This window comes from Anaerobiospirillum sp. NML120511, from assembly GCF_023050955.1.
GTDB lineage: Bacteria > Pseudomonadota > Gammaproteobacteria > Enterobacterales > Succinivibrionaceae > Anaerobiospirillum.
In genome coordinates this window covers 55,378-81,325 of record NZ_JALKIK010000017.1, presented here as the reverse complement: position 1 = coordinate 81,325, position 25,948 = coordinate 55,378, and the positions used below count along the sequence as shown (strand labels likewise).

Annotated in this window: 16 protein-coding genes; 11 read left to right on the top strand and 5 right to left on the bottom strand. The window is 52.0% G+C overall.

All coding sequences use genetic code 11. The features are described 5' to 3' along the window. Nucleotides 1-952: 952 nt before the first annotated feature. Both MXE39_RS06445 and MXE39_RS06440 read left to right on the top strand, forming a co-directional pair. On the top strand, nucleotides 953-2,284 hold the full coding sequence (locus tag MXE39_RS06445) for an ATP-binding protein (protein ID WP_246977846.1): 1,332 nt from the start codon (nucleotides 953-955) through the stop codon (nucleotides 2,282-2,284). 675 nt (nucleotides 2,285-2,959) lie between these two features. Then, nucleotides 2,960-4,264: an ATP-binding protein gene (locus MXE39_RS06440; protein ID WP_246977847.1), complete on the top strand. Its 1,305-nt coding sequence runs from the start codon at nucleotides 2,960-2,962 to the stop codon at nucleotides 4,262-4,264. A 367-nt stretch (nucleotides 4,265-4,631) separates the two neighbouring features. Here MXE39_RS06440 and MXE39_RS06435 read toward each other — a convergent pair whose 3' ends face one another. Continuing rightward, complete coding sequence (locus MXE39_RS06435) at nucleotides 4,632-5,573, bottom strand: flagellin (protein ID WP_246977848.1); 942 nt, start codon at nucleotides 5,571-5,573, stop codon at nucleotides 4,632-4,634. Nucleotides 5,574-6,157: 584 nt separating this feature from the next. On the opposite strand from MXE39_RS06435, the gene MXE39_RS06430 reads away from it, so the two are divergent. The 3 genes from MXE39_RS06430 to MXE39_RS06420 all read left to right on the top strand — a co-directional run bounded on the left by MXE39_RS06430 (nucleotide 6,158) and on the right by MXE39_RS06420 (nucleotide 10,930). After that, the gene (locus MXE39_RS06430) at nucleotides 6,158-7,129 is read left to right on the top strand and encodes a flagellin (RefSeq protein WP_247073876.1); all 972 of its coding nucleotides are present in this window, start codon (nucleotides 6,158-6,160) and stop codon (nucleotides 7,127-7,129) included. A gap of 335 nt (nucleotides 7,130-7,464) precedes the next feature. Further along, a complete protein-coding gene (locus MXE39_RS06425) occupies nucleotides 7,465-8,436 on the top strand; it encodes a flagellin (RefSeq protein WP_246977850.1) in 972 nt (323 codons plus the stop codon). Nucleotides 8,437-8,965: 529 nt separating this feature from the next. After that, nucleotides 8,966-10,930 (top strand): hypothetical protein, encoded by a 1,965-nt coding sequence (locus MXE39_RS06420; protein ID WP_246977851.1) that lies wholly within the window; start codon nucleotides 8,966-8,968, stop codon nucleotides 10,928-10,930. Between the two features lie 651 nt (nucleotides 10,931-11,581). Here the strand turns inward: MXE39_RS06420 and MXE39_RS06415 are convergent. Continuing rightward, a complete protein-coding gene (locus tag MXE39_RS06415; RefSeq protein ID WP_246977852.1) occupies nucleotides 11,582-11,758 on the bottom strand; it encodes a hypothetical protein in 177 nt (58 codons plus the stop codon). Nucleotides 11,759-11,890: 132 nt separating this feature from the next. On the opposite strand from MXE39_RS06415, the gene MXE39_RS06410 reads away from it, so the two are divergent. The 6 genes from MXE39_RS06410 to MXE39_RS06385 all read left to right on the top strand — a co-directional run bounded on the left by MXE39_RS06410 (nucleotide 11,891) and on the right by MXE39_RS06385 (nucleotide 19,391). Next, a complete protein-coding gene (locus MXE39_RS06410; RefSeq protein ID WP_246977853.1) occupies nucleotides 11,891-12,190 on the top strand; it encodes an HMA2 domain-containing protein in 300 nt (99 codons plus the stop codon). 4 nt (nucleotides 12,191-12,194) lie between these two features. After that, nucleotides 12,195-12,800, top strand: a complete 606-nt coding sequence (locus MXE39_RS06405) for a heavy-metal-associated domain-containing protein (RefSeq protein WP_246977854.1) — start codon at nucleotides 12,195-12,197, stop codon at nucleotides 12,798-12,800. A 353-nt stretch (nucleotides 12,801-13,153) separates the two neighbouring features. Then, entirely contained in the window at nucleotides 13,154-15,799 is a 2,646-nt protein-coding gene (locus tag MXE39_RS06400) for a cation-translocating P-type ATPase (protein ID WP_246977855.1), read from the top strand. 692 nt (nucleotides 15,800-16,491) lie between these two features. Then, nucleotides 16,492-16,782, top strand: coding sequence for a hypothetical protein (locus MXE39_RS06395; protein ID WP_246977856.1), 291 nt, complete (start codon nucleotides 16,492-16,494; stop codon nucleotides 16,780-16,782). 484 nt (nucleotides 16,783-17,266) lie between these two features. After that, the gene (locus MXE39_RS06390) at nucleotides 17,267-17,482 is read left to right on the top strand and encodes a hypothetical protein (RefSeq protein ID WP_246977857.1); all 216 of its coding nucleotides are present in this window, start codon (nucleotides 17,267-17,269) and stop codon (nucleotides 17,480-17,482) included. Nucleotides 17,483-18,164: 682 nt separating this feature from the next. Next, the gene (locus tag MXE39_RS06385) at nucleotides 18,165-19,391 is read left to right on the top strand and encodes a hypothetical protein (protein ID WP_246977858.1); all 1,227 of its coding nucleotides are present in this window, start codon (nucleotides 18,165-18,167) and stop codon (nucleotides 19,389-19,391) included. Between the two features lie 640 nt (nucleotides 19,392-20,031). Here the strand turns inward: MXE39_RS06385 and MXE39_RS06380 are convergent. From MXE39_RS06380 to MXE39_RS06370, 3 genes are all read right to left on the bottom strand, one after another. After that, entirely contained in the window at nucleotides 20,032-20,517 is a 486-nt protein-coding gene (locus MXE39_RS06380; RefSeq protein WP_246977859.1) for a hypothetical protein, read from the bottom strand. Between the two features lie 1,797 nt (nucleotides 20,518-22,314). Then, on the bottom strand, nucleotides 22,315-23,280 hold the full coding sequence (locus tag MXE39_RS06375) for a flagellin (RefSeq protein WP_246977860.1): 966 nt from the start codon (nucleotides 23,278-23,280) through the stop codon (nucleotides 22,315-22,317). Between the two features lie 960 nt (nucleotides 23,281-24,240). Continuing rightward, nucleotides 24,241-25,227, bottom strand: a complete 987-nt coding sequence (locus MXE39_RS06370; RefSeq protein ID WP_246977861.1) for a hypothetical protein — start codon at nucleotides 25,225-25,227, stop codon at nucleotides 24,241-24,243. Nucleotides 25,228-25,948: the final 721 nt, after the last annotated feature.

The window sequence follows — 25,948 nt, the reverse complement described above, 5'->3', positions numbered from 1 at the left end:
TGTCGAGGCCCTCAGAGGAAATAATCTGACAGGATAGCCGATTATGGCACAAACTATACTGTATTAACCATAAAATGACTGATACAAGTACAAAATTGTGAGGTGAGACAAATACTGCAGCTAGCAGAAATTCCGGCAAAAGCCATAGATATCAGTAAACATACCATATGCATACTATTTAAAATGTCCACATTTGACCAGTCATAAAACTGCTAAAAATGCATAATATTAACTTCCAAAGTCACGCCTGAAGCAAGAATTGAACATCCCATGCCTGCAGACTTGACCTGACCAGCCGCACAGGCCGGCCTTGCCAGCAACGGAACTTAAGGCCATACCCATGCAGTTCACCAGTCACGAGTCAGCAATCCGTCCACAACAGTTCAGCGTGCACGGATCATGGTTACCGGGCATAGCCGTGTATCCATGGTTCATGGACCAGAGACAGTACCACCAGCAGAACAGCTCCTGACATCAATTACGCCAGACGCAGTAACACCACGAGATCAGGGACTGCTCATTAGCTCGTTGCCCGTACAGGGCCATGCACCGGCAAGCAGATATTGTCAGGTCATGAGAGCAGGTCGCTTTTAAGGTCACTGGCAAGTCTTGACCACGAGCCGTTCACAGGTTTGCTGGCAGATCGTAACTGTGCTACGGCATGAGCAGCAGGATGAGCCGGGAGTATGCTCCGGGCATGAGCAGCAGGAATAGCTGGGAGTGTGCTCCGGTGTGAGCGGCAGGAAGAGCCGAGAGCGTGCTCCGGTGTAAGTAGCAGGAGGGGTCGGGAGTGTGCTCCGGCATGAGCAGAAGGAAGAGCCGGGAGTGTGCTCTGGGGCAAAAAACCGTATTTATCAGCTAACATTAAATTCCAATACTGTGATCCAACAAATTGATCCATATAGTTGGGCGGTCTATATTGGGAAGACATGTACAGCTGTTCGGAGGTTATATGCTGGTAAGTTTTACGATCGATAACTGGATGTCATTTCGTGATCCTGTCACCCTGTCTCTGGTAGCCGGTGACGAGACTCAGCACCGCAACCACATTCCTGAAATCAGGGATTTTGAGACAGCTGTTGTACCGGTATGTGCCCTGCTTGGCGCCAATGGCTCAGGCAAGACCAATTTCTTCAAGGCACTTAACTTTGTTAAGACCATGGTGGTAGAGGGTACAGCTCAACATGAGGGGGTAGACGTCTGTCCTTTCCTTCTGGACAATGGTTCAGCCGAGGAAGAGTCAACTTTCCATATCGCTTTGCTGATAGATCAGTCATTTTACGAGTACAGCTTCAGCGCCTCCTGTGAAGCCGGAATTATTGAAGAAAAGCTGGTACTGGAAAATGCCACCGGTCTGCACACTCTTTTTGTCCGTCGTGGCAATCAGATCAAGCTCGACTCTGCCCTGCAGGGCAGTGATGATCTGATGACTGTATTCAGGAATACCCGCAGTAATCAGCTTTATCTCAACGCTCTGCGCGAAACTGACTTTGAATTGTTCAAACCTGTCTACAGCTGGTTTGACAGCCGTCTGGTCATGTTGCGTCCTGACTCCCGCTTTGATCCTTTTATTGCCTTCAATTGCGAAGGTCAGCACCTGTTATCCCGTATGAGTCAGCTGCTGAGCATGCTTGATACCGGTATTACCAGCCTCGGAGGCAAGCCAGTACCGCTGGAGCAGGTTGATTTTACCGACTGTCTTAAGGGGCGCCTGTACAAGGCTGTGCATGAAAACTGGTCTGCCATTGTAGACACTGGCACCAACGGTCAGATTTACTTTGTCTACAATTATGGCGGCTCACTCTTTGCCATCAGACTGGAGAGCACTCACAAAAAGCCGGATGGCACCGAGGTTGTCTTTAACCTCAATCAGGAATCAGGCGGTGTGCAGCGTCTTATCAATCTGCTGCCTGCCTTTATTGAGCTTATGGACGCCGACTGCAACAAGGTCTATGTCATTGACCGCTTCTTTGACAGCATGCATACCCTGCTAAAACGCCGCCTTATCAATCTCTTCTTCTTCAACTGCGGCCCTGACAGCCGCCGCCAGCTGCTCTTTACCACTCACGATGTGGAGCTGCTTGATAAGGAACTCTTCCGTACCGACGAAATCTGGCTTGCCGAGCGTGATGAGGAGGGGGCCTCCCATCTTGATACTGTCTTTGAGTACAGGGGCAAGAAGATTGACAAGGATCTGCGCACCAGCTACCTGCAAGGCAAGATGGGCGCCGTCCCTGACCTGCCTGGCAAGGGCGTTATCTGCAAGGCCCTCAAAGAGGACTGATGCATCAGCTCCTGACACCATGAGCTGAGCAACCACTGACAGGGCCTGAGCGGCTATACTGATGCCCGCCTGATGCCCCTGGAGACCGGCATACGCCGGACTGCAGACCATACCATGTGTCAGCCAATGTGAGCCTGCCCTGCTGAGGCATGAACTGCACATCAAAAGGATGCCCTTATGGCATCCTTTTGTGTTAGTGGGGCCATGGAATGTCTTATTTGAATGGGCTGGCACGTAGGACAGCAGCTGATATGGTGTATCCGGGCAGGCAGGACAGAGGTGAATGGTGCAGGGCCAGACAGGTGGGACAGCAGCGGATATGGTGTAGCCGGGCAGGCAGGACAGAGGCGAATGGTGCAGGGCCAGACAGGTGGGGCAGCGGCGAATATGGTGTAGCCGGGCAGGCAGGGCTGCGGCCAATACGCCGTGGCCAGTTGCGGCTTCGGGCGGCTGTGGCCTTACAAAGCGCAGGGCAGCCGGGACTGTGTCTGATATCTGTCTTATAGCATGGCATAAATATGGGAGTCGTGTGATGTGACTATGAGTTGCAGCATATGCCTATAGGATCGGCGCTCAATTGAGGTTAGAATAGAAGTTTAGCCGTGTCCGGGATCCGGACACGTCATATGAGGATTAATCACCGCACGGTTTTGGGATCTGGAAAGGAGCCGGGAATTGTTAATTAGCTTTACTGTTGAGAACTGGATGTCATTTCGTGACAAAACCACCTTTTCCATGGTGGCCGGTGAAGATGAACAGCATCTGGACAGAGTTCCTGAGCCCCTTGGTTTTGAGTCCAGGGTTCTTCCTTTTGCAGCCATTTTCGGCAGCAACAGTTCCGGTAAAAGTGCTTTCTGCCATGCCCTTGGTTTTCTGAAGAATCTGGTAGTGCATGGTACCCGTGCCGGTGAAGCTACTGGTGTGATGCCCTATCTTGCTGATAACGAGTACACTCAGCGTCCTTCCTCATTTTGTATTGAGGTGCTCATAAAGGACGTACTTTACGAGTTCAGCGTCAAGCTCAATGCCCGCGAAATTCTCGAGGAAAAGCTGGTCCGTACCGTAGATGACCGTCAGAGCGTTCTTTATTTCCGCTATGACGGTGAAATGCATTTCTCAGATCAGCTCTCCGAGCTTGATTTCCTCAACTTTGCTTTCCGTGGCACCAGATCCAATCAGCTGTTCATCACCAATACCGTCATGCAGAGCATTTCCGTGTTGCGTCCTCTGTACGACTGGTTCAATGACAGCCTGATCCTGCTCACCCCTGACTGTCCTTTCGAGCCTTTCTACTCTCTTTACGATGAGGCTGATACTTTCCTGGCAGCCATGAACCAGGCCCTGTCAGTAATGGGCACCGGCATTGTCCGTCTTGAGCTCCGTGATGCTGTATGGGAGAACCTGCAGCTGCCGGGCAATCTCAAGGATCAGATTGAAAGAGATGCCTCTGAGGGCCGCTACGTGCATTTTGCTCTGGCATCCAGCCATGAGCGCTACATTGCCACCCGTTCTGAGGGGGTTATGCAGTTAAGACGTATGGTTACCGTACATGCTGGCCGTGGCCGCAGCGAGTTTACCCTTGAGCTCAGTCAGGAATCTTCAGGTGTCCGTCAGCTCCTCAATCTGCTGCCTGCTTTCATTGATCTGTGCATCCAGGGAACCGACCGTCTGTACGTGGTTGACGGTTTTGAGCACAGCCTCCATCCGCTGCTGGTGCGCTCCATGATTAAGGGCTACCTTGCTTACTGCACAGAGCTCAGCCGCATGCAGCTGGTTATGACAACCCATGATGTCGAGCTGCTGGATTTTGAGGTGGTTCGCCCTGATGAGATCTGGTTTACTGACCGTTCCAGCGGCGGCGCCACTTTCCTCACCCCTCTTATTGAGTGCCCTGAGTCCCGCAATGTCGAAGATCTGCGCGAGGACTACCTCAAAGGTATCCTGGGCAGCATTCCAAACTTCAAGTACCGTGGCCGCTAACCGTTAGCCCCACTGGTCATTAGCCATTGGCCATGGGCCAATGGCAGAAGCCCATGAAAAGTGGCAGGTGTCCATGACCAATGGCAGATGCCCATGAAAAGTAGCAGGTGTCCATGACCAGTGGCAGAAGCCCATGAAAAGTGGCAGGTGTCCACGACCAGTGGCAGATGTCCAGGTACCGGACCTGCAGGCCTGTCGTTCTGAATGCCGGGCAAGAAAAACAAAGGCTCAGATGTTTACGCATCTGAGCCTTTGTTTTTGGGCGAACCATGATGCCTGCCTGGTCATGTACCTGGTGCCATGGGCTATGCCCGGCTTTGACCCTGGGGCATGCCATGGCGTGGCAGTGCTGCTTTGAGCCCTGGATTTAGCCGAGCAGGGAAAGACCCAGCTGTGGGCGGGTATTGGCCTGCATCAGCATGGATGAGGCAGCCTGCTGAATAATGCTCTGCTGGCTGAGGCTGGCTGTTTCCTCGGCAAAGTCAGCGTCCCTTATGCGGCTGCGGGCATCAGCCTGATTGGCTGCAACATTTGCCTGGTTGCGAATAGATGACTCCAGTCGGTTCATCAGAGCACCCAAGGAGGCGCGTTCGGCCTCAACACCATTAATCATGGTGGTCAGGTGCTCAATGGCTGACTGAGCAGCATCAGGGCCGGTATGCAGCTCAGCAATAACATTGCCGTGGTTGTCAAATTTAAGGAAAGTGTTGGTTTCAGCATCACCAAGACCGGTATTCCAGGCAAGAGCCTTGAAAGTACCATTGGTGACGCGCACAGTGATGGTGTCGCCCTTATTGGCACCTACCTGAAGATCGAGCTGTCCGTAGTATTGGCCATCATTACCGGTCTGGTTGGCCTTTGGTGGACCGTAAAGAGAATCGCCGTCGGAACCATCGAGAATGGTCTTGCCGCCGTAGCGGGTTTGTTTACCAATACGGTTGATCTCAGTAAACAGGGCGGTCATCTCTTTGTTGATAGCCTGGATGTCTTCCTGAGTGTTGGTGCCATTAGCGGCCTGCACCGCAAGAGTGCGTGCTTTTTGCAGCATAGCTACACTTTCTTCAAGAGCACCTTCAGCTGTCTGCAGCAGAGCAATGCCGTCAGATGAGTTTCTGTTGCCCTGATTAAGGCCATTGACCTGAGTAGTCAGCCTTGAGCTTATCTGAAGTCCAGCTGCATCGTCTTTGGCTGAGTTGATTCTCATGCCCGAAGCCAGTCTCTGATAGCTGGTAGTCAGCTGACTCTGAATATTATTCAGAGATCTCTGCCCATGAAGGGCACTGACATTGGTATTTACGTATACCGCCATATAAACCTCGGCAAATTGCATAGGCCCGCAGTATCAGCTTGTGCTGTCTCTGGCGGGCAGCCTGGTCTTTTTTGCCAGGGCCACAGTATTTATCGTCAAAAGGTAATCCGACTTTACAGTAAAGCTCGATTTATCGGCAATATTTGCAGTTTGCGTCATGAATGCACATTATCAATGCAGTCAAAAAATCGGCTTGCTTATTGCATGAGATGGTTTGGGTTTCCCGGACGGCAATTTATGAACACATTGCCAGTCAGGAAAATACCACTGGACGCATAGCAGTGTCCCGGTCAGACATCAGACTGCATTTGAGTTTTGAGGATAAGGATGCAGTCCTTAGCACAGCAGTGCAGCAAATCATCAGCACTGCAATGCTTCGATAAGGAAGTGCCCACCTGAGCTTTCAGGAGGCCGGTGTCCGGCTTGACTGCGCGTCACAGAGCGCACATTGCCAGCCCCTGGGCCTAAGACAATGTCAGGCGCCGCAAAAGCACCATAGAGCGTGCATATCGAAGTATTTTAATCGTGTTCTGGCAGTCTCATGAGTTGAGCTTACTGCGGTCTAAAGAGAGAGAGTATTAGTCATGGCCTTATTTGTTAACACTAACGTAAAGTCAATTCACGTTCAGAGAAAGCTCGATAATAACACCAACACACTGGATACCAGCTACCACAGACTGGCCTCCGGCCACCGCATCAATACCGCTCAGGATGATGCTGCAGGTCTGCAGATTAGCGAGCGTCTGACAACTCAGATTAAGGGCCTTGATCGTGGCAACCGCAACTCTGACGAGGGCCTTGGCTTCTTACAGACTGTTGACGGCGCTGTAGACGAGATCGTAAACAGCCTCCAGCGTGCCCGTACTCTGCTCGTACAGACTGCCAACGGCACCAACTCCCATGCCGATATCGAAGCACTGGGCAAGGAGCTCTCCAGCATCTTCCTGCACTGCTCAGCCATTGCAACCGACACCACCTATGCCGGTGAAAAGATCCTGATGGGCTACAGGGTAAACAAGGGTGAGTCTATTTACGAGCCTGCAACCCCTAATGCCAAGAACTTCGATGCCGGTGCTCTGCGTCTGCAGGTAGGTGCCAATGCCAATACCTTTATCGATGCCCGTATCGAAAACTTCTTCCTTCCAGAAATTATTCGCACCTTTAAGCCAAATGGTGGAAAGGACTCAATTGAGGATCTGGCTGGAGGCGTATTCGATATTACAAAGGGTGCAGACGGTACAGCCGATGCCATGACCCTGGACATCAAGACTCATGATGATGCCCGTAAGGCTCTGGCTGTAATGGACTACATCATTGGTGAGGTTGATTCCCGTCGCGGTGATGTTGGTTCCTACATGAACCGTCTTGAGTCCACCATGCGCAATCATGCTAACGGCTTTGAGAACCACAGCGATGTCCGTTCCCGTCTGCGTGATACCGATTTTGCATCTGAAACTGCCCTTCTTACCCAGAAGAGCATGATTCAGCAGTCTTCACAGACTATTCTTACTCAGGCCAACCAGAACCCAAGTCTGGCTATGGCTCTGCTCAAATAATTTTTGATAACTGACTGAGTTTAAGGCTTACATGGCCTGGCCCATGTAGGCTCATTGCAGGCACCGCTCTGTTGTGTCTGTAAGGCCCTGATCAGTATCGTTACCGCACCTTTGCTGCTCCGCCTGCACCTTTTGACCACTGTTGAGAGGACTGGCGGAGCATGTGCGGTATTGATGACAGCCTGAGTCGCATATGGCTCAGTCTGTAACCCTGCACGGGCAGTGCGGCCAGGAGTGCGTCGGGCGCGTGTGCCTGTGCATTTCTCTTTCATTTCAACAAGCTATTAATATCTGTCACCTGTCCTTTAAGACAGCAGACTGAGAGAGTATTGATCATGGCTTTATTCGTTAATACCAATGTCAGCTCTATTAATACCCAGAATAAGCTGAACATTAATACTGTGGCATTAAATACCAGTTATCAGAGGCTCTCTTCTGGACTGCGTATTAATACTGCCGAGGATGACGCCGCCGGTCTCCAGATCAGCGAGCAGCTCACCACCCAGATCAAGGGTCTTGATCAGGGTAACCGCAACTCCGATGATGGCATCGGCTTCCTGCAGACCGTAGACGGCGCTGTAGACGAGATCGTTACCAGCCTCCAGACTGCCCGTACCAAGCTGGTTCAGGCCGCCAACGGCACCAACTCCAAGAACGATCTGGCCGCTCTCAAGACCGAGCTGGATAGCCTGTTCCTCCACGCCTCTGCAATTGCCACTGACACCACCTACGGCGGCGAAAAGATCCTCATGGGTTATCAGAAGGCACAGGGTGAGTCTATTTACGAGGCTCCAAGCGCAAACGCTGGTAACTATGATCCTGGCAAGCTGCGACTTCAGGTAGGTGCCAACTCTGGTACCTTTATTGATGCACGTATTGAGCACTTCTTCCTCCCAGAGATTATAAATACACTAAAGCCTAATGGTGGCAGAGATACAGTTGAAACCCTTTCAAAGGGTGCTTTTACTGTTCAAAAAGATGCTAATGGTAAAGCCAATGGTATGACTTTCAAGATGGACAGCCAGGAAGATGCCCGTAATGCTCTGGCTGTAATGGACTACATCATTGGTGAAATTGATTCACGTCGTGGTGATGTTGGTTCCTACATGAACCGTCTTGAGTCCACCATGCGTAATCACTCCAACGTTTCCAGCAATCATTCTGATGTCCGCTCACGCATGCGTGACACCGACTTTGCCGCTGAAACTGCCAACCTGACCCAGACCAACATTCTGCAGCAGTCTGCTCAGACCATTCTGTCTCAGGCTAATCAGCGTCCATCTCTGGCAATCTCACTGCTCAACTAACTGGCAGGCTGAATCAAAGCTTTTTACAGGCGGGCTATGTCCCGCCTTTTGTGTTTCTGCAGCGCACAGATCAGTGTTAAGAACGGTTCCTCGAGTAAACTGTCATGCACTGTCGATTACGTTTCGTTCAGTTCAGTTCAGTTCCGTTCCATTCAGTTCCTGATACCGCATGGACTATTTACACTCTGAATATTGCTCTGTATTTTGCTTTGTAAAGTGGAAAATTTACTGCAATAACAGCTTTTGTAGGGCGACTTTGTCGGGGTTGTGGTAGCGGGGTATTGCAAGGCGGGCCTGTGGCACGTAAAATGCGTGTGATATGGATTATTCCTAGGCCGTATGCGGTCTGGCTATATAGTAATGATAATGAGAGATTATGGGCTGATGCTCTGCCGGTAACTTAACCTGCGTGCCAGCGCATGCATGGTAGCACCTGGTTAAGAGCCTCTCAGTCTGCTGTTCGTTGGTTGTGTGGTTCTGGCAAGTCATGCTCAGGCGGGACTGCCACAGAATTTTTCAGGAGATGTCAGTGGGTCATATTTCTGCATCACAGTTCAATCTTGCTGTATGCAGGCTCATGGGTTTTGAAGGCCTGAGCCCTGCAGAGTCAGGCAAGGAGATTACATGCCGCATCGTGCTGGATCGCATGGAGAAATTTTCTGATTTTCGCTATATCAGTGCCCGTATGCTTACGGCTGCTCTGGAAGGCGAAGATCTTGATGCCCTTGATTATGACTACCCACCGTCACCAAATCAGGCTCTGATTGACATCATAGACTCCCCACTGGACAGCCTCGACAAGATCAGCATTGATTCTGAGGTCAGGGCTCTTTGTGAACTGATTGGCGTGGAAGTATCACGTCAGCAGACCCGCTTTATGTTCCCTGTCATGTCCAAATGGCTGGATACCTTCTTCCAGCAGGAGCGTGAAAAGGAGCAAAAGGAAGCAGAAGAGCGCCGCAAGCTGCGTCATGCGGCCAAGGAAGCCCGTCGCGCAGCCCGTAATGCCGAGCCTGATTCTCCTCTGGCGAAGGCCGCCGCTGAGGCTGAAGCTGCAGCTGCTGCAGCTGAAGAGGCAGCAGCCGCCAAATCTTCAGGTACTGAGGGCTCTGAGGGGGCAGGTGCTGCACGCAGCCGCATGTATGAGTCACTGGACAAGCTCAAAAAAGAACTGGGTGAAAAGCACCGCTACAAGGGCCGTACCCTCAACCTGCGTATGCTCAAGGGCTGGGACAGCAACTGGTCTTCAATCTTCATGACCATCAACACTCTGCGCAATCAGCTTAGTGTTGAAGATGACGGTCTTACCGACATGCTGCGCGATGTCTTCGTCTATGAGTGGTTTGACAAGCTTCCTGATGACCAGCGCGCCCGCTTTGCTCCTGTCGAAAACCTCGATGACCTTTACAACAGCCTGATACTGACTGATGTGGTGCTTTTCCCTGATGGCAAGAGCGTAGTCTGGTACAAAATGGAGAATACCATGCTGGGCTCTCTGTATGAGGGTTTTGGCGTTGATGTGGATCCTCCATATCAGGACGGCTATGCCATCGGCATCAAGCATATCTTTGTAGGCTCACTCAAGGACCATCCTTCGGTCAAGCATTACCGCAGTATGCTCGACAGTGATGCTCTCAAGGAAATAGCCTCATCTGCTCACTACACACCTGGCGACAATATCTCACCTTTCAGCCTTGAGGAAACCTCAAGACAGATGACCTTTATTAACAACGGTTATCTCATTTTTGACCTTGATCTGCTCAATGATTCAGGTCAGAGCATCGAGGTTCTGGTACGTGAGGGTGAGCTCCTTGGCAGTGACAATATTGCCACCCGTCTGCGTTCGCTTAAAGAAAAGGATCTGAGCGACTTTGACAGCCTGAGTACTGACATTATCAACTCCATTGCCGAGCCGCTGGTGGAGATGAAAAACGAGCAGGAAAAACGCCGTCGCAACCGTGATCCTGAGTATGCTGACTACACCTTCAAGGACAGCATGCTGCCATCTGATATCACCGTCCCTCGTCTGCTGCGCAACTATAAGCTCAACATTGAGCGCATCATCATTGATGATGAAAACAGCCTGCGCTTCATGATTCCAACTAATCTCTTTGCTTTCTCTGACAAGGCTGATGATCAGTTTGTTGAGGTAACTGATACCCTTGGTCTGGTTCACGCTGATGCCATTGTGGTCACCCTTTCCGTAAATGGTGATGGTCTTGATATTACCAGCATCGACCTTGCTGACTGCGTACAGATCCCTTACGGTTCCCATAAGAGTGCTGAGATCAAGGCCTATGCCTCTGATATTGCTGACAGCCTGATGGCTGATATCAATAACGCCCTGCCTGAGGGCTGGAAAGAAAGCTGGCAGGAGGCTAATGCCAAAGCAGCTGAGTCACGTCAGACCCAGGCAAAGGAAAAGAACGGCCTGCAGCGCCGCTCCAATGGCACAGCTCAGCGCAACAAGAGCAAGAATAAGCGCAAGCGCTAAGCCAACCAGCCCGCTTTACAATCACGGACACCAGGTCAGGCCCTGCCATTTATGGCTTGCCTGACCTGACTGAGTTCGCACAAAAAGACCATATCTGCAGTAAAAATGCTGTGGATATGGTCTTTTTGTTTTTGCTCAGTGGATGACTGGCCGCAACAGGGGTTGTGGACCGGCCCATCCTTGACGCCGGGGCTGGTAACAGCCAGCTCGGCGGGGCCAGACCAGACCAGGCCATGGCATGGTGACTGATGGCGCGGCTTCAGCCAGATCGGCGGGCCAGACCATGGCATGGTGGCATGGCCAGGCTGAGCCATGGACTGGGGGCGTGGCCTTGCGGCGGCATTGCATTGCATTGCATTTAGTCTGGCAGTGCTGATTGGGGTGAGTAAGCCTGGTGAGATTGGTGTAAGATAGAGCTAACACAATTAAGCTATATGCAATTAGAGTTAGCTATAGTTGATTGAGACAGTTAGGTAGTGCTAATATCTATCAGCTGTCTGTTTTTCATATTGCTGCATGTCTGTCGATCCCGCAGTAGAAATATGGAATACTGTGCAGTATGTATGACAGAACAGTTCAGGACCTGTTTGAACTGTTCTGTTCTGGTCTGGTCACAGCCTTGAAATAAGGCAGCTGCAGTCTTTGCTTCCATTACGCCCGTTTTTTTCGAGGCAAATTTATTGGAAATGCATTGATGTATTTATAATTTGCAGCAAAGGTGTATGATTGTGTTGCTGCATGGCCCAGGTTTACAGGCTGCATAATGTTTTTGGCCTGCCTGTCAGCTTTACTTGCTGAATCTGGCTTGGGCACAAGTAAAATCATCATGCAGTACTTTGCTCTTATGCAGACGACTGTGCATTTGCGGACCTCAGGATTCCATGTTGTGCTGCCCTTGCGGCACAGTAGAGTGAGGTGGACCGGGCCCGGTTTTTTTTACGCTGGTACAGGATAGAGAATATGGCAGGACTTATTGCCCGATTATTACCTGAGAAGGGCAAAGCCCGTTATCTGGTCAACCAGGTTGAGGTTGCCAGCTGCATAGAGGGACGTCTGAGAGTAATTTATGACGACCTTAAACACGATGAACAGCTGCGTTCTCAGGTAGAGCAGGAGCTGTCAGCCATTAAGGAAATTCAGTCCTTCACCATAAACCCTGTAACCGGTTCGGTGCTGATTAATTACGATGCAGCCCGTGCTGCTCAGAACAGTTTCCTGAAAGAACTGCTGATCCTGGCAGCACGGAAAGCAAAGAGGTAGATTTATGACCAATTTAGGAATGGCCCTTGGAATCAAAGTAGGCGCCTCCATACGCTCTGTGTTGGGCTCAATTTTCTCAGCTCAAAACTCAGGTCTGGTCATTGCTCATGCCCTGCCAGGCCGTCGCCGTTACACTGCTCAGGCATTAAAGGGCCAGTCAAGGGAAACCTGCACTGCCATAGAGCAGGCCATTTTAGGCGTGGAGAATATTAACAGCTGTAAGGTTAACCCTGTCACTGGCAGTCTCACCGTAACCTATTCCATGGACGAGGACGATGCCCGCTCTTTCTTTGAGGGGCTGTCCCATTTCCTTACCGGCAATCATGCCCAGCACGAAAAGAGCGTGATTCCTACTTCCATGATCAATGCCACCTACCGTCTTAACGATGAAGCCCGCGCTGCCCGTGAGCGCATCAAGGACTTCTTCAATCATGCTGAGCCGCTCTTTATCAGCCGTATTGCTGGTCTTGCCTTCATAGGCTATGGCGTCTATCGCATGATCTATGGTGGTGATCGTCCGTCATCTACCCAGGTGCTCTTCTGGGGACTTGGTCTGCTGATGCGCCAGTCTCACAAGGACCCAAATCCGCTCAAGCCAAAGATTGGCTGACCAGGTGACAACCACAGAGCTGTTTAAGGTCCCAGGTATTGACAGACAGACTCTCAGAGTGCACTGCAGTACAGTTACGCGGTGAGCTCTGGGGCCGCAGGGGCTCACATGCTTTGTATGCTGCTGTGTAAGCCATTGATGAAGAAGCAGCATGACAGGCCTGCACTTCTGCCATGCGGGCAGTTTGCAGTAAAGGCGTCCTCAGTGGCCGCCTCAGAATTTCAGATTAGTGAGTTTTACATGGGAGCAACCGCAGCGCCATGAGCGCTGCGGGCTGTACCCATGACTTCCTTATGATGGCCAGGAGCCATTAAGGATATTCAATGCAAGCCTTAACATACCAGGTGCCAGGTGTGGATACTGCGCTCGATGCTGCAGCCCTTGAAGCCCGGGCCCGTCGTATTCCCGGTGTTATTTCCGCTCTTTATGTCAAGGAGCACTCCCATCTGCGTCTTATCACCAGCGACAAGACCTCCTCTCTCAAGGTAAAAGCGGCTCTGTACCGTGGTCTTATGCAGAGCTACTTCTGCTCAGCCCGTGACGTCATCAGTCAGACCAGTCGCACCTTAAGCGCTCCGGCAGTCAGCAACAGAGCGGGTATCTCTGATTCGGCTCATGGCGCCCTGCGCTGGCAGACTGAAGATCAGGCAGCTGGCAAGGTCGGCCGTCGCGGCCAGGGCCATAGCAAGGGCAAGAGCCCAGGCCATAGCCATGGCGTGGGCCGTGGGGCCGGTGCAGACAGCGTCCACCATGGTGATGATATTGCTGCTGAATTTGAGCACCACAAGAAAAGTGCCATTTTCTCCCTGCTTTCCCTGGGTGCTTTTGAGCTGCTGCGCCGCTTCAATCCAACCCTGTATGCATCAACTACCCTGTTGCGTTCTGCTCTGGTACTTTTCATGTCCCGCGACCTGCTCAAGTCAGGTATTGCTGAGGCTTTCAAAGAGCGCCGTCCTAATGCTGAGACTCTGACTGTTACTGCCATTGTGGCATCGGTAGCAGCCTCCAAACCTGAGTCCTCACTGAGCCTGCTGGCTATTTCCCATTTTGCTGAAGGTCTGACTACTCTTGCTGCCAAGAAGGCCCGCAAGAACATCTCCGATCTGGTATCTCTTGATACTCAGGAGGTATGGCTGCGCGATGAAAAGGGCTTTGAGCGCAAGGTTCCTGTGGAAATGGTCAGACCGGGCATGATTGTCTCCATCCATGATGGTGAAAAAATCTGCGTAGACGGCGAAATTGTCCGTGGTCAGGCTGCTGTGGATCAGGCCGCCATTACCGGTGAATCCATACCTGTTTCCCGTAAGCCAGGTGACCGCGTCTTTGCCGGCTCCACTATCCGTCTTGGTGACATTGAGGTCCGAGTAGACCGTGTAGGTGATGACACCTCCATTGCCCGTATTGTGCACATGGTGGAAGATGCTCAGAACCGCAGAGCGCCTGTTCAGAACTATGCCGATCGCATGGCTTCAGCTCTGGTGCCGGTATCATTCATTGCCGCCGGTATTGTCTATCTGGTAACCCGCGATTTACAGCGTGTGCTCAACATGCTCTTTATCGACTTCTCCTGCGGTCTCAAGCTTTCAACTGCCACTGCCATGTCTGCAGCTATTTCCCGCCTTGCACAGGATGGTGTGCTGGTAAAGGGCGGCAGTTTCATTGAACAGGCAGCATCTGTTGATACCGTGGTGCTGGACAAGACCGGAACCATTACCCGTGGCCGTCCTGAGATTGTCAATGTTGAGCTGACCGACAGTTTAAGTGTAGACACTCTGCTGTCACTGGCTGCCTCAGCTGAGGCTCACTCCTCTCACCCAATGGCCATTGCCATTCTTGAGGAGGCGGCCCGCCGCGAGCTGGAGGTGCCTCACCATATCGATACCACCAATATTATTGCCCGTGGTATTGAAGCCCAGATTGGTGAATTTAAGGAATTTGCCGGCGGTACCGTGCTGGTAGGCTCACGTCAGTTCATGGTGGATCGTGAGATCAGGGGCCTGGACAGCTACGTTGAAAAGCGTATGACTGCTACCGGCTCACTGATTTATGTAGCTGCCAACGGTGTTCTGTGTGGTGTAATCGAGTCCTCTGATCCGGTACGTCCTGACTTCCGTCGTGCCCTCAACCGTATGCGTTACTCTGGTATCGAAGAGATTGTGATGCTTACCGGTGACAATGAGAAGACTGCCTCCCGTATCGCTGCCAGCCTCGGTCTGGACAGCTACAAGGCCGAGGTCATGCCTGAGGACAAGGCCGGCTTTGTTGCAGGTCTGCAGCGCACCTCTTCAGTACTGATGGTAGGTGACGGTATTAACGATGCTCCGGCTCTGGCATATGCCGATGTGGGCGTTGCTATGGGTACTTCCTGTACCGATACTGCTATGGAGACAGCCGATGTCACCATCAACTCCGAAGATCCTCTCAAGCTCCCTGAGTTCATTGCTCTGGGCAAGCGCACCATGCGTATTGTTCAGCAGAACTTTGCCGTCACCATTGCAGTAAATGCTGCAGCCATGACTATGGGCGCTCTTGGCTTTATCAACCCGCTGCTGGCCTCAATCGTTCACAATGCCTCCACTCTTGGTGTAGTGCTCAACTCAACCCGTGTACTCCACCGTCCACGACCACGCTGGCAGCCTGAAGAGCAGAACATCAGAGGTGCCGCTCTGGCCCTGAGCGTCGAGCAGCTCGACGCCGCCAGCGCCACAAAAGCCGCTCATACAGCCGCACCAGCTGCTCTTGCAGCAGCACCAGCTGCACCTGCTGCCTCTGCAGCCGGCACAACTGCTGTTATGCCAGCCGGAACCTGCAATGCTGTGGTCGCCAAAGACGGTGATGAGGTCATTAACCCTGAGATTATCGAGAATAATGAGGGCTCCCTGATTGATACCGTTGCCTCTGTGATCAGCTCTGATTCAGACAGCTGTCAGCACGGCCATGGTCAGGGACGAGGTCAGGGGCGTGGCCGAGGTGGTCACGGCCAGGGCTGCAAGGCCTGATAAAAGCAGCAACAGCCCGGCAACCCCAGGCCTGAACCACGCCCCGATTCTGTTATGCCTGAATCGGGCATGACCTCCAGCCTCTGTGTGCCGTGCTATTAATGCGCGATGTGCTGAATCTGCCTTGACCAGAGCCATTAAGCCTGGCTATGAGGCTGGCAGTTGCCCAGGTTTATGCCTGGGGCAAGGACTGAGTAAGCCGACTGAGTTATCTGCCTCAAATACGGCAGCTTGCCTGTTGCAGCCTGAACGGTACGGTATTCACTGACTGTTCTGCTGCGACAGGCTTTGCTGTAAATACGCTTTACAAAATATTTATGGTTGCATTTTATGTGACAGTGTGCAGCCTTATCACAAAATTCAGGCAGTTATGGGAGCTGTTTTAGCCGCCCCAACTGCCCATCAGGTGTCCGTTACCTGCAGACATCTGCTCTTCACCTCTCAATTACATATTCCCCTGATTATTATCAATAGTTCATCACAGCATTACGCTGATTTACAGTTTTATGCTGCTTCACCACTAGATGCTGTGAAGGGGATGTTTGTGGGGTTATGCCTCAGGGTATGAGCATGTGACTGCCGGTGCTGTACGGACATATTAGATATACAGCCCGGTACAGGTGCAGGCTGCTGCGGCCGCTGCAGCCTGGGATCTGATGATTTCCGTACCGGGACTGACTGAGGAAACAACCATGTTTGATCGTAACATTCTGATCGGCTTTGCTGCCGGTCTGTTAGCCGGTGTAGTTGGTTACAAGCTCTACAGCGATAACAAGAGCTCTATCGATGCCCGTCTCAAGAACATCGGTGCCGGCTGCGCCTGCCCTGGTTCTGAGCAGGACGAGTGCTGTGACTGCAGCAGCGCTGAGCTCTCCCTTGAGGAGCTCGAGGCTCAGAAGGAGCGTCTTGAGGATCTGATCGCTGAGCACAAGGCTCAGGTCGAGCAGGCTGCCAAGGGCGCTCAGGCTGCCGAGGCCAAGTAATCTCACTGGCCCTGCAGCTGCCGCTGACTGCATCAATGTGCTCAGACATGGGCAGACACCTGCCCTGACGTGAGCAGGCACCTGCTCAGACATGGGCAGACACCTGCCCTGACGTGAGCAGGCACCTGCTCAGACATGAGCAGACATGTGCACGAACCTGGGCAGATATCTGCCCTGATCAGGCCAGAGATGTTGCCAGGTCGGGATGCCAGGAGCTCACTTTATGTCAGCCTCATCCTGCCCCTCGGCGGATAAAAATGGCAAGCTGAGAGCTGCTGAGATGGCCCCGGCTTGTTTTTGATCTGGCTGCTACCATGCACCCCTGCACCACCTGACAGATGTCAGGCGCCGCATTGCACAGGCAAGTGCATAAACAAGCGCGAGCGCACCTGCGCTGGTGAAGGCATGCACGCATGCATATGCAGACACAGAGGCGGCTTTAGCGCTGTAGATATGAGCTATCACGAATCACTGGAATAATTGCATGTTTACCTTATTAACTAACAAAACTTTCCTTGCTGGCGTTGCTGTAGGCGTAGTTGTTGGCTATACCGCACACAAGTACGTAAATGCCGATAGCAAGCAGATTGACACCAGGAACCTGTCCAAGGACCTGCTGGGCCTTGCTGCCAAGATTGGCGGCGTAGCTGTTGCTGGTAAGGCCTGCAGCATGGGCATGGGCATGATGCGCAACCGCTAATCACAGGCCCTGACTGCACCAGTACAGCTCCCTGGCAGCCGGTAATCTCAGACTGACCATAGCCATCCCTAAGGAGACTGCCCATAAGCACAAGCCAGTGGTGCAGTAACCTGTAAACGATCCCCACAGTGTCGTGCACTGGTGGGGATTGTTCATTTTGGACCTTCAGCATCAGGCATGTCTGGAGCAGCTGCGCAGCGCAGCAGCCGTCCACAGAGCGCACAGCACCTCAATCATACGCAGCTGCGAAGCCGCACAGCACCTCAGTCATGCGCAGCTGCGAAGCTGCACAGCAGTGCAGCATGAGTGGCGTTATGGCAGTAACCTGTACAGGGGCAGTGCACGCAGGCACGGTGACCCACGAAGTCCTGCAGTCATGCGCAGCTGCGAAGCTGCACAGCAGTGCAGCATGAGAGGCATCATGGCAGCGACCTGTACAGGGTGCCGTGCGCGCAGGCACTGTGACCCACGAAGTCCTGCATGCGGGCTGACCTGCAGAGAGCTGTTGATGGTGCTGGTATGGGCCAAAAGCGGGCTCTTTTCGCAAGTTTTATTTCAGCTACTGGACCGGCATGCGGGGGTGCGTTATTCTGTGATGTGCCTGACGGCAGCAAGTCGCAGGCAGGGCCGGAGTGACATACCGGCAGCAGGAGTAAAGGTTGACAGCTAAAGGAGATCGGCCATGGCAAAAGGCATGTGCATTCAGGCTAGAACAGGTGAGGCAAGAGCATCTTTTGCTTACATGTTCCGCATTGAGGTCGACGGAGAGCTGTTTTTAATTGGCAATGAGCATCCTGAAAAGTGGCGCTACCAGCCTGTGGGCGGTGGCTACTGTTATTTTTCCGGATGCCATGAAAAGTTCTGCAATGCCTTTTCTCATCATGCTGCCCCTACCAGGCACAAGGTACCAAACTCATGGCTCAAGGGTGACGGCTCTACTGATCCTCAGGAGGCAATAAGACTGTCCGCTGAGGAGGCCCGCCGTGCTGCAGCAGCAGACGATGCCGCAGGCGGTGATACCGCTGGCGGCGATGCCATTGACTGCTCTGTAGGTCTTGCCGCTACTGCTAATGGTGATGAGTCCAGCTCAGCACTGCGACCTTCGGTCACCATCAACAATACCCTGCGTGATTTGCGTCTGCTGGTTCCGGCTGCCCGTATGGCTGAGCTCTTTGAATGGTTCTGCTCAGCTGAGGACTGGCTCTACCCTCCTGAGAAGCTTGATACCTTTGAGTATGCTTCTGACCCTGATGTAGCCTCTATTGGTGCTGAGATAGAGCGTCGTGAGCGTGAGCGCCTTGCCGCTTTCTTTGACAATCTGGTCACTTTAACAGCCGATCTGGCCCTGACCCGTGGAGAACTTGATGTAGTTGGCTGCCGTACTGTTGAGGATGCCCGCAAGATTCTCTACCGTCTTGGCAGTGAGCTGCCTCCGGTAAACTTCCCCTGCCAGCGTGAGGTCATCAGCGACCTGTCCCGTGAGTTCATCGAGGAGCTGCTTAACAGCCACATAATTGCACCTGAGGACCACAAATACTTCCCTTCCATCACTTATGAATATCTGGGCTATACCCGCGATATTTTCTATGACGAGCGCTTTTGCTGTTTCTCTTTTTTCATGGCCGACGTGCTCGACCTCAAACTTACCGAGTCTCAGCTCGAAGTCTTCCGCCGCATGAAAAAGCGGGGCAATCCTAACTGGATCTTTATCCCGGAAAAGGAAATTCACAATCACCTGGTATACCGCCACGAATCCCCTGATTGTGTGCCTTTTCCACCAATTGCCGATCATACCGCCAAAATTCTGCGCAACACCCTGCGCGGTGGTTCCTTCTACCGACGCTGCCGTCATCGCCTGTACAAAGTAAAGCTTTTCGACCAGTCAAAGACCGGTACAGCAGCTTCCTGAAGACCAGACATCAAAGCGTCAACATGCTCTGTAAAACAATAAAAAGTGTATTTTTATTTTCCTGCAGGTCATGAAAACACAAGTACGCGCAGCACAGTCCATGCACAGCCATGCCTGGCCCCGCATGACAGTGCAAATTAATGCCGAGCCTGGCCCAGCAGGGCATGGCAAATCACTGCCCTGCATAGCCATGCATTACAGGGTATATCACTGCAGTTTCAACGGTGGGCAAAGCACAGAGTAGCCCAGCCAATCTTCACGCCAAGCCACGGCACGGCACATTTCTGCTTACAAAATGCAGTACGCTGTAGCGCCAATGCGCTGCCTTGACCACGTAATGACGCAGTCATGCACAGCTGATGCTGATGCTGATGCTGATGCCCGCATGCTGCACCTCCAGTCTATGTCACAGTAAACGCAGCAGGCGTTGTATCAGCGTCAGCAATAATGCCCCGTATGGCAAAGCCCAGAGGCAGATGCGACAGGTATGGGGCACAGCGGCTGGTGCCGTTCGCAGCGGATGCGCAGGCGGCAGCGGAGGCAGCCGCCGCATGGGCGGCGCCAAAGAAAAAGGCAGGCTCCTGTAAGGAGGCCTGCCTTAATCTATTACAGCTTGTGAGAGCTGTTATGGCTTAAGTGATTAGAAATTAGGGAAAAGGGTCTGGTCCTTGGCCTTAATGGTGGTCAGCAGACGCATGCCGGCCTGCGGGTTGCCCAGTACGGTGATGCTGGAGACGTCCTTGCCATTGGTAGCTGAGCATGAGAAGCCACGGATGCCGTTGAGGGAGAACTCAAAATAAACTACGCCATTCTTCTGCTCGATAGGACCTACGTTAGCATGCTGGGATTTTAAGGTTGAAGCCAGATTGTTGATGAGTACAGAAGGTTTGATCTGTCCGGAGCCTACCACAATGTTAATGCTGGACTTGGCATTTGGGTTAATGAAGGTGACATTAACTGAATGCTCCATGTTATGAGGCCGTCCTGATACTCTCCAAGAATTGCCCAGATCGACTGTGAAGTAGTGGGACTGGAATACTTCTGCCTGTGCTGTCATTGGTGACAGGATCATTGCAAAGCAAACCATGGCACTGAGGAAGAAGTGTTTAAGGGAGAATCTGGTCATGGCGACCTCCTTAAGACTGCTGGCGGCCAGGGAGGCCGGCAGATGGTTGTGGTCTTACATACGGCTTATAAACAAGACAGTCTGAAAAGAAAAATAAGCGCAAACACCGGGGGCTCTGGGAATGAGGTAAGCCCGGGAGCGGTCAACACAGGAGGATGTAATATCTTTTGATGTCTCTGGCTCTGGATAAACAGTTTTGAGCCTTTGTATTTGTTAACGGCACTATTGACTTGAACTTAACAGTAATCTGCAAGAAAACTTAATTTTAAATTTCGCATAGCTACGGGCCTGGCGCCGTGTCTATAGATGCATAGAAAGGGCCGTCGAAAAGCACTCACAGAATGCGTAAACCAGTGTTTGGCAGTGACTGGAACAGTTGCAGACAAAATCGTCATCTGTACAGACAGTATAGCCCATTCTCAATATAAAATTACCCATGAGATGTCCATCATGAGTTGTGCATCATACTTTTTACAGACATTGTGTCATGGCTGATAATTATGGCCCGTAAAACGTTTTCACAATCATGCTTTTAATACCATTACATCCCTCCGGACAACCCCGGCTTAGTGCCCACTATAACGCCATGTCCAACTGCTACATACATATATGTATGGCTGACTGCAAAATCTCAACTGACTTCGTGCTGCATCCCTATCATGTTTTAGACATTACCTTTGCCATGCACGTAAGGCATCCGGATCTGCGCCATATTTATCCAGAATCCCGGAGACACAACGACGGCCCAGACAACCTGCTAAGTAATGGACCAGCAGCTCTTGTTCTGCCCGGCATGATGTACGTGTACAGGCCTCAAAGACCTCATTGGTCTCACTGCAAAAGTCCCTGATCACCATAATACTCTGTAATCAAAAGCGGCAGCATCAGTCTGTCCTTGTCGGGATGAGGAAGGCAGGCTTATTAAGATTGTCTTTATGTTGAGTTTTATAAAGTATGTCTGATATTAAGCTTCCAACCTGCTCTTTACTCATATCTGAGCACTGCATGAAGGTAATGAGAGCAAACGTCAGGTAAAGGCCTGATAAACAGAGAGCTGCCTGCAGGCAATCTGGTTATATATTGGATCAGGCAATGCCGGTATAGCCCCAGTACGGGACTGTTTTGCTGTTATGGCGCTCAGTCGTAGCTGGAGGCAGCTGTTTGCGCTGAGAGCAGCAGGGCGCTGCAGCGAGCTGTGCAGGCGTTAACGAGCCGGCTGGCAAGGGCAGACCTCAGTCCTTTCATGGCAGGAAAGCTATGCTGCAGGCGCATGACTTAGCCAATGCTGCATGAACATGCCTTACTTAGCCATGCCGCATGTACATGCCTGACTTAGCCATGATGGATGTACATCCTGACTGTCTATGGAGATGATTTCAGGGAGGGAGGGTTTAAGTGAGGCCGCTTAAGTGAAAGAATTGAATCAGGTACGGTTTTATGAAGGGAAGTTTGAGTAAAGGGCGATTTGAGTAGTGCCTCTGATGGGAGAGCCCAAATGCAAAGGCCCACCAGCGGTGGGCCTTTGAGCCTGAAAGGCAGGCTCTGGAAAGTGGCAGCAAGAGCTTATTGGGGCTGCCGGTATTGAGGCCGTGCAGCCCGCCAGTACGTGGCTGTTACTGGCATGGAGCAGAGCCCAATGTCTTGCGGAGGTGGTGGCTGTTCACCACCTGTACCAGCTTACTGCTATGTACATGCTGTCCGATACAGAAGCTGGCTTTTCAGCATGCTGGACCAGGTGGCCGGTCAGGAGAACTTCCTTGTCAGGGAGCAGTGGGCTGTTGCTGCCTTGGGCTGATTTTAGTTGAGCATGGACAGAGCCAGCTGTGGACGGGTATTGGCCTGCATCAGCATTGACGTTGCGGCCTGCTGAATAATGGTTCTCTGGGAGAGCGCAGCTGATTCATCAGCAAAATCGGCGTCTCTTATGCGGCTGCGGGCATCGGCCTGATTGGCAGCTACATTTGCCTGGTTGCGCATTGAGGACTCAAGGCGGTTCATGTAGGCGCCAACCTCAGCACGACGGGCATCAACCTCGGCAATCAGAGAGTCGATGGCTCCAAGAGCGGCGCGTGCCTTGTCATGAGAGTCAAGAACTACTGTGAGAGATTCAGCAGTGCCGTCCTGACCCACTGCGACATCAAAAGCACCTTTGGATGCATCAGCAACAGAATCTCGACCACCTCCTACCTTGGTGGTAATCATCAGTTGAGGAACAAAGAAGTTTTTAATGTTTGCCTGGATAGTATCGCCACTGTTGGCGCCTACCTGCAGGTTCAGCTTACCGGCATCGTAGTTCTTGCCATTGGCTACGCTTTCGTAGATGTCATCAGGACTGGTCTGATGTCCTATCAGAATCTTCTTGCCTGCATAGGTGGTATCAGTACCAATAGCTGAAGCAGTGAGCAGAGTAGATTGGATCTCAGTCTGAAGTGCTTTGAGGTCGTCAGCGGTGTTGGTGCCATTAGAGGCCTGAACCAGCAGGGTGCGGGCATGCTGCAGGCGGCCACTGATCTCTTCTACTGCGCCATCGACGGTCTGCAGCAGGGCAAGGCCGTCGTTGGCATTGCGGTTGGCCTGATTAAGGCCATTGATTTGTGTAGTGAGCCTTGAGGATATCTGCAGACCGGCTGCATCATCCTTTGCAGAATTGATGCGCATGCCAGAGGACAGCCTCTGGTAGCTGGTGGTCAGCTGGTTCTGGACATTATTGAGGTAGTTACGTCCCTGAAGCGAGCTGATATTGGTATTTACGTAAACAGCCACGTTACTTTCCTTTAAATAAGCATGTTAGGCATGGGGCGCAGCAGGTGTTTTCACCTCTCCTGAGCTGCTGGTACTGAATGAATCTGTCATACCAAATAGATATTGCTAAATGTGCCTGGATACACACTGGGATCTGGCACCCTTAGCCACCTTATATTTTACCCTGGTGCCCGCTTTTTCTCTAATTTTTAGCACGAAATATCACTATTATTTTTTCATTTCAGAAGGCACCGAAAAACTAAATATTTGCCCAGTGTGACGCGTGCATTAAGCACGTGCAAGAGCCCTTGTTTAAGCGCATTGCACGCTCCTGAGATCATTGCCATGCGGGTTTAATGTTGTATCAAGTTATACGTGCGTCAATCAATGTGTTAACAGATATTTACACCTGTGTGAGCACAAAGTTACAACATTCGGCTTTTTGCAGGTATCTTTCGCAAAAAAAAGCAGATCAGAGCACTCATCAGAATTTGCACCTGACTGCATGTTTTAGGAAGCATCCTGCATCATCACATTGACCAATTCGGGCATGCGATAGTTCCTTAAAGTCCTGCACTCTGAAAGTCATCTGCTGCACGGCTGACCCCATGGGATGAGCGTTCCGGCTATGACTTTGGCAGTCATCAGATGAGGAACTCAAGGCAACCGCCTGTTGCAGGCAGGACTGGGGGGTAACCGTAGCTGTAGCTGTAGACAGTAAGGAGCGGTCCTTGCGACCAGGGAGCAGCAGGAGTCAGGCAGACGGAGAATGAAGCTGCGACAGGCCTGGGGGGCAGCGGGAGACATGCCATAGACTGCCAGGTATGCAGGTGGATGTGAAAGCATCAGGCCCGCAGCAAACTGTTGCTTGCAGGCGGCCTGAGTCGAGTATTTGGGGCCTTATTGCCTGAGGGCAGGTGTCAGCTGGGCCTGGTTGCCTGAGGGCTGGTGTCAGCGGGGCCCGGTTGCCTGGGGACGCTGTCAGCGGGCGTCATTGGCTGGACGGGCGGCTGCCAGAGGTTCAATCAGAGGGCGGAGCACGTCAGGGGCATAGCACTCGGTGATAAAGTTCTGGTCGCGCAAGGCAATACGGCAGTAATTAATCATGGTGTTGAGGGTGAATTCAATTTCATGGCCGGAAATGTCGGCTGTCACTCCGCGAACAGCTGCATGGTGAGCAAGGGCATCAGCGGCGGCTGTATCCGTCCCTGTTGCTGAGGCCGTTCGCTTGCTGCAGATATGGTCCGGACAATCAAAGACCATGCGCAGGCACTGCGAGCGCTCAAGGAAAACCTGCAGCAAAGTGAGGCTGTGAGCAAGTTCGGTGCTCAGCTGAGCATCGGCACAGTCAGCAAAGAGAGTGGCTCCGATATGGTCACAGATAATATTGACAATGTCGTCGCTGTGATTGAGGAAGTGATTGGCTCGGGCCATGGTGTCTGAGTTGAGGCGGTCATCCTCACCGGCCCACAGATGAAGCTCAAAGCGGCGCTCATTTGCGGTAATCGTGGTCAGATAGCTGTGGTTGAGCGGATTGAGGTGCAAAGAGCCTGGGTTAAGACGGACACGAGGTATGCTGGCAGCGGCATTGTGCTCCTTCCGCAGGGCAGGTAAGTCAGGCATATGATCATATATTCCTGTCAGATACCACATGCCACCTTTCCAGTGCTCATAGTCACGGGCATAAAACGAGCGGTTGAGGCGTCGGGCCTTGCAGTAGATGTTCTGACCATGAACAAAGCGCTCCATGCCCATAGGGCCACTGGCTTCGTCTTTAGGCACACGCCAGCTCAGCTGACCAGGCTCAACCAGCAGCTCATCACTGCCGGCAATCAGAGTGGTACTGGTAGAGGCCTTAAGCTCGGTAAAGTGTTCAAACTCCTCACATGAGAGTATCTGATCGATTACCAGCACAAGGTCGAAATCCTCCGGCTCCAGAAGTCCGGGACTGAGTTTGGAGTACCTCATAAGCGCCTCACAGCATAATGAAAGACAGGATAAACATTGGACTTAAGCCATTTTCAGGACGCCTGATAAGCCCATCAGCTCCAGCTTTTACCGATGGCTGTCTGATGGCTTTGGGATGGCTGTGGGATGTTTTTCTGTTGACCAGTCTGTTGACCTTACAGCCTGGCATCAGGACAGCACACCATTGCAGCTGTTCCAGAGCATAAATCAGCAGCAGACCTGGGGGACACATCAGGTCTGTTCTGGTTCGCTGAGTGCCTCACTGAAGGGCACTGCACTCCACTGGACTGCACTGCATTACTTTGCTGAGTGCCTGAACAGGCTTACTGCGCGTCGGCACAGCTGTACAGTGCCCTTATTGCGTAAAGATTACATCCTGCCTGTGGGCATTTTGCCCTGCGTAGATAAATTGAATGCGCGGCCTCAAAACCGTGAAACTCAGGTCAATGCTCTGCTCTCAACAGCTTTTTGTGCTGGTACAGCGCACTTTGTCAAAAGGTATGCGCTGGACAGTATTTGCTGCAGTAACTTTCATGGCAGTAACCCTCTGGCTATGCTGTCTGATCCACTGAAACTGACAGAAGCAATTGTCAGGAGGTACTGCCTGTGCTCAGGAGTTTTTTCTCCCGATGGAGCAGGTATCAGTGCTTAGTTATTGCCTGCATCTGACCTTTTGGAATGTCTGTGCTTTAAGCCAGATTCCGGTCCGAAGAGCAGCCTG